The sequence below is a fragment of the Mycobacterium sp. genome (genome assembly GCF_049280035.1).
GTDB lineage: Bacteria > Actinomycetota > Actinomycetes > Mycobacteriales > Mycobacteriaceae > Mycobacterium.
Genome location: NZ_JBAPPI010000825.1, coordinates 1 through 5,330, shown reverse-complemented (window position 1 = coordinate 5,330; position 5,330 = coordinate 1). Strand labels below are relative to the sequence as shown.

The window sequence follows — 5,330 nt, the reverse complement described above, 5'->3', positions numbered from 1 at the left end:
GAGGGTGTAGCCGGCACCGAATGCCGGTATCCAGCGGTGGGTTTCAACGAATTGGTAGGTCGGGCCTCCGGTCTTGAACTCGACCGCGGTCAGGATCGACACCACCAGCACGGCCACCGAGACGGCCAGGCCGACCCATTTCGCGAATTGCCGCCATCCGGACGGCATCAGGATGACGGCGATGGCGCCGGCCAACGGCACCAGCCACAGCGCAGAAAGCCACGGAACGCCTACCACAGTCGCACCGCCAGGATCGCCGCGGCGAGCAGCCCGGCGCCCACGAACATCGACAACGCATAGTTGCGGGCGAACCCGGTCTGCAATCCGCGCAGCCGGTCCGAGGTCCGGCTCACCAGCGTCGCGAGTGCGTTGACCGAGCCGTCCACAGCTTGGTCGTCGAATTCGACCAGCGCGTGGGTCAATTGCGCACTGGGTCGCATGAACACCTCCTCGTTGAAGGCGTCGCCGTAGAGATCTCGGCGCGCGGCCGTCGTCAGCACCGACACCTCGGCGGGTGCGGTGTCGGGGACCTTGCGTAGGCCATAGAGCAGGACGGCCACGCCGATCCCGACCGCGACGATGCCGAGCGTGACGAAGGTGAACGCCCACGTCGGCCACACATGCGTGCTTTCTTCGAAGGTCACCACCGGTTCCAGCCACTGCCGCAAAGTGCCGCCGACGGCCAGCAGGCCACCGGAGAACACCGAGCCGACGGCCAGCAGGATCATCGGCCAGGCCATAGTTGCGGGCGCCTCATGGGGATGAACGTCTGCGGCCCAGCGTTTTTCACCGAAGAACGTCATCAGCATCACCCGCGTCATGTAGAACGCGGTGATCCCCGCGCCCAGCAGCGCGGTCCCGCCCAGCACGTAGCCGCGGACACCGCCAGCGCCGAGCGCGGCTTCGATGATGGCGTCCTTGGAGAAGTAGCCGGCGAACGGAAACATGCCGATGATCGCCAGGTAGCCCAGCCCGAAGGTCGCGAAGGTGATCGGCAGCGCTTTTCGCAGCCCGCCGTAGCGGCGCATGTCCTGCTCCTCGTCCATCGCGTGGATGATCGCGCCGGAGCCAAGGAACAGACCGGCTTTGAAGAATCCGTGGGTGAGCAGGTGCATGATCGCGAACACGTAGCCGGCCGGGCCGAGGCCCGCGGCCAGCACCATGTAACCGATCTGACTCATCGTGGACGCGGCCAGCGCGCGTTTGATGTCGTCTTTGGCGCAGCCGACGATCGCCCCGAACAGCAGGGTCACCGCGCCGACGATGATCACGCCGAGCCGGGCGTCCGGCGCCAGGTTGTACAGCGGGTTGGATCGCACGATCAGATACACCCCGGCGGTCACCATGGTGGCGGCGTGGATCAGCGCGGACACTGGGGTGGGACCTTCCATCGCGTCACCGAGCCAGGCCTGCAGTGGAACCTGCGCGGATTTGGCGCAGGCGCCCGACAGCAGCAGCAACCCGATCGCGGTCAGCGCAGCGCGTCCGGCGCCCGGCGCTTGGCCGAACACTTGCGCGTACGACAGCGTCCCGAAGTTGGCGAAGATCACGAAGATCGCCAACGCCAGTCCGGCATCCCCGACCCGGTTCATCACAAACGCCTTCTTGGCCGCGGTGGCCGCGGTCGGCTTGTGATACCAGAAACCGATCAGCAGGTAGGACGCCAGGCCCACGCCTTCCCAGCCGGCGTACAGGACCAGGTAGTTGTCGGCCACCACCAGCAGCAACATCGCCGCGAGGAAGAGGTTGAGGTAAGCGAAAAACCTGCGGCGGTCAGGGTCTTCGGCCATGTAGCCGACCGAGTAGATGTGGATCAGCGATCCGACGCCGGTGATCAGCAGCACGAAACAGATCGACAATTGGTCGATCTGCAGACCGAAGTCGACTTGCAGACCCCCGACCGGGACCCAGCTGAACAGGTTCTGGCTGATGGTCCGGGCGTCGCCGTGCCGGCCGAGCATGTCGGCAAGCAGCGTCAGACCGATGCCGAAGGATGCCAGCGCGGTCGCGCAGCCCAGCAGGTGACCCCACGGGTCGGTGCGCCTGCCGCCGAGCAGCAGGATCGCGGCGCCGGCCGCGGGAAGAGCTACGACCAGCCAAGTGAAGTGTGTCATCTGTTCAGCCCTTGAGCAGGTTGGCGTCGTCGACCGAAGCCGATCTGCGGGCACGGAAAATCGTCATGATGATGGCCAGCCCCACCACGACTTCGCAGGCGGCGACGACCATGGTGAAAAACGCCACCATCTGGCCGTCGAGCTGACCATGCATCCGGGCGAACGTGACGAACGCCAGGTTGACCGCGTTGAGCATCAGCTCCACGCACATGAACATCACGATGGCGTTGCGGCGCAACAGCACCCCGGCGGCTCCGATGGTGAACAGCAGAGCCGAAAGATAGAGGTAGTTCTGCGGATTCATCACGCACCGTTCTTAGAGCCGTTGGAACCATGGGCACCACCGCGGGCGTGCGCTTCCAGATCTTCGGTTGTCCGCTGTTCCAATACTTGCGGCACCGACAACCGGGAGTAGGAGCCGTCGGGAAGCCGCGCGGCCATGTCGACTGCGTTATGCCGGGCGTAGACACCCGGACTGGGGAGCGGGGTCGGGTGGCCACCCGGGCCGAACCGCTCGATCGACATCTCTCGCTGGGTTTTGCGGCGCTCGAAGCGCTCGCGGTGCGCCAGAATCATCGCGCCCATCGCGGCGGTGATCAGCAGTGCGCTGGTCAGCTCGAACGCCCACAGGTAGCGGGAGAAGATCAGCGCCGCCAGACCCTGGACGTTGCCGCCGGCATTGGCCTGGGTTAATCCGGCGAAACCTCCAGTCCTGACCCCGCCGATGCCGGCGATGAGCACGATGCCGAATCCCACACCGGCCACCACGGCGGCGACCCGCTGTCCGCGCAGCGTCTCGACCAGGGACTCGGCTGAGTCAACGCCGATCAGCATCAGCACGAACAAAAACAGCATCATCACGGCGCCGGTGTAGACCACGATCTGGACCACGCCGAGGAATAACGCGTCCTCGATCATGTAGAACACCGCCAGGATGATCATCGTCATCGCCAGAAACATCGCGGAGTACACCGCGTTGGCGGCCAACACGACACCCATCGCGCCGATCAACGCCAGCGTGCCCAGCAAATAGAACGTGACCGCCTCACCGGTGGAGGTGCGGACGAGCGTGTCGGCGGCCAGCAGCACGGTCATTGGGTGGCGTCCGAATTCCGATTGTCGCGCAGGCCTTCTGCGGTGATGTTGCCGCGGTAGTAGTCGGCGTCGGTGGCCCCTTCAGCCCTGGGGTGCGGTGCCGCGGTCATGCCCTCTTGCAACGGAGCCAGTAGCCGGTCCTTTTCGTAGATCAGGTCGGCGCGGTTATCGTCGGCCATCTCGTAGTGGTTGGTCATCGTCAACGCGCGGGTCGGGCAGGCTTCGACGCACAGCCCGCACCCGATGCAGCGCAGATAGTTGATCTGGTACACCCGGCCATAGCGTTCGCCCGGCGAGAAACGCTGCTCGTCGGTGTTGTCGGCGCCCTCGACGTAGATGGCGTCGGCCGGGCACGCCCAGGCGCACAGCTCGCAGCCGATGCACTTCTCCAACCCGTCCTCGTACCGGTTGAGCTGGTGGCGGCCGTGATAGCGCGGCGCCACCGGGCCGGGGTTCTCCGGGTACATCTCGGTGACGGGACGCTTGAACATCGACCCGAACGTCACGCCGAATCCGGCGAGGGATTTGAAGAATTTAGCCATGAGCAGCCTCCTTGGTCGCCGGCGCCAGCGGCTTGCCGGGCAGCGGCGGCGTGGGAAATGCCGGTTCGAAGAACGTTGTCTCCTCCGGCTCTGCGCGGCGCCGCTTCTTGCGGATTTGCCTGTTGCTAAACGGTTTCTGCAGCAGATAGAGCAGCACGACGGTGACGACGAGGCTGGAGACCACCAGCAGCGGCGTCCAGTGCGGGTAACCCTCGTTGCGCAGCGTGCGGATGCCCGCGGCGATCAGCGCCCAGGCCAGCGACATCGGGATGAGGATCTTCCAACCCAGCGCCATGAACTGGTCGTAGCGCAGCCGCGGCAGCGTGCCGCGCAGCCAGATGTAGACGAACAGGAACACCCACACCTTGGCCGTGAACCACAGCACCGGCCACCATCCGCTGTTGGCGCCGGCCCACATGTCCAGCGGCCATGGCGCGCGCCAGCCGCCGAGGAACAGCGTGGCGGCCAGTGCCGACACCGTGGTCATGTTGATGTACTCGGCCAGGTAGAACATCGCGAAGCTCAGCGACGAGTACTCAGTGTGGAAGCCGGCGACCAGTTCGCCCTCGGCCTCCGGCAGGTCGAACGGCGCCCGGTTGGTTTCGCCGACCATGGACACGAGGTAGGTCGCGAACGACGGCAGCAGCAGGAAGATGTACCAGACCCGGTCTTGAGCAGACACGATCTGCGACGTCGACATCGTTCCGGCGAAAAGGAACACGGTCGCGAACGACAGCCCCATCGCGACCTCGTAGGAGATCACCTGTGCGGTGGAGCGCACACCGCCCAGCAGCGGATAAGTCGAGCCCGACGACCACCCTGCCAGCACGATGCCGTAGACCCCGATTGACGACAGCGCCAGGATGAACAGCACCGCGACCGGCAGGTCGGTCACCTGCAATGCGGTCCAGTGGCCGAAAATCGACACCTGCGGACCCAACGGGATGAACGCAAAGGCCGTGATCGCGGGAATGGTCGAAATAGCCGGTGCGAGAATGAAAATCGGCTTTTCGACGCCGAACGGGGTGATGGGCTCCTTGAGGGCCAGCTTGATCCCGTCGGCCAGACTCTGCAGATACCCGCGCGGGCCGACCCGGTTGGGTCCCCAGCGCAGCTGCATCCGGCCCAGGATCTTGCGTTCGGCCAGGATCGCCACCAGCACCGTCAGCACGAGGAACACGAAGACGGCGAGCGCTTTGGCCAGAATCAGCCACCAGGTGTCGTGTCCAAAGCCGGTCATGAGCCCACCCCAATCATCTGCGCCGCTCCTCAGCATCGCTTCGCTCTGCATCGTCGTCGGCGCGGATTCGCACTACGGCGCCGGCCGTCACGCCTAACGACCGGTGTACCGCCGAGCCCGGTGAGTTCAGCGGCAGCCACACCACGTCGTCGGGCATCTCGGTGATGGTCAGCGGCAGCGTGATTGCACCGCGGTCCGTGCTGACGGTGACCTGGTCACCGTCAGCGGCGCCGATAGCGTCCGCCGTCCCGGCCGACAGCCGCACCACCGGCGTCCGCGCCGTGCCGGCCAGGTACGGCTCGCCGTCCTGTAACCGGCCCGAGTCGAGCAGCATCCGCC

General features: G+C 65.6%; 6 protein-coding genes and 1 pseudogene. All 7 read right to left on the bottom strand.

The features are described 5' to 3' along the window. Positions 1-237: pseudogene (locus tag WAN71_RS26410) on the bottom strand (NADH-quinone oxidoreductase subunit M); the annotation flags it as partial. Further along, positions 231-2,114 carry an NADH-quinone oxidoreductase subunit L gene (gene nuoL / locus WAN71_RS26405; RefSeq protein WP_422228154.1) on the bottom strand — a complete coding sequence of 628 codons (1,884 nt, stop codon included), beginning with the start codon at positions 2,112-2,114 and terminating at the stop codon, positions 231-233. The gene nuoL and the pseudogene WAN71_RS26410, both read right to left, overlap by 7 nt. 4 nt (positions 2,115-2,118) lie before the next feature. Further along, positions 2,119-2,418 carry an NADH-quinone oxidoreductase subunit NuoK gene (gene nuoK, locus WAN71_RS26400; protein ID WP_324436806.1) on the bottom strand — a complete coding sequence of 100 codons (300 nt, stop codon included), beginning with the start codon at positions 2,416-2,418 and terminating at the stop codon, positions 2,119-2,121. Beyond that, entirely contained in the window at positions 2,418-3,209 is a 792-nt protein-coding gene (locus WAN71_RS26395) for an NADH-quinone oxidoreductase subunit J (protein WP_422228153.1), read from the bottom strand. The genes nuoK and WAN71_RS26395 overlap by 1 nt, the downstream gene beginning before the upstream one ends. Next, positions 3,206-3,751, bottom strand: a complete 546-nt coding sequence (gene nuoI, locus WAN71_RS26390; RefSeq protein WP_422228152.1) for an NADH-quinone oxidoreductase subunit NuoI — start codon at positions 3,749-3,751, stop codon at positions 3,206-3,208. The genes WAN71_RS26395 and nuoI overlap by 4 nt, the downstream gene beginning before the upstream one ends. Next, positions 3,744-4,991, bottom strand: a complete 1,248-nt coding sequence (nuoH, locus tag WAN71_RS26385; RefSeq protein WP_422228151.1) for an NADH-quinone oxidoreductase subunit NuoH — start codon at positions 4,989-4,991, stop codon at positions 3,744-3,746. Before nuoH ends, nuoI begins: the two co-directional genes overlap by 8 nt. A gap of 13 nt (positions 4,992-5,004) precedes the next feature. After that, a partial coding sequence (locus tag WAN71_RS26380; RefSeq protein ID WP_422228150.1) for a molybdopterin dinucleotide binding domain-containing protein occupies positions 5,005-5,330 on the bottom strand: 326 nt, incomplete at its 5' end.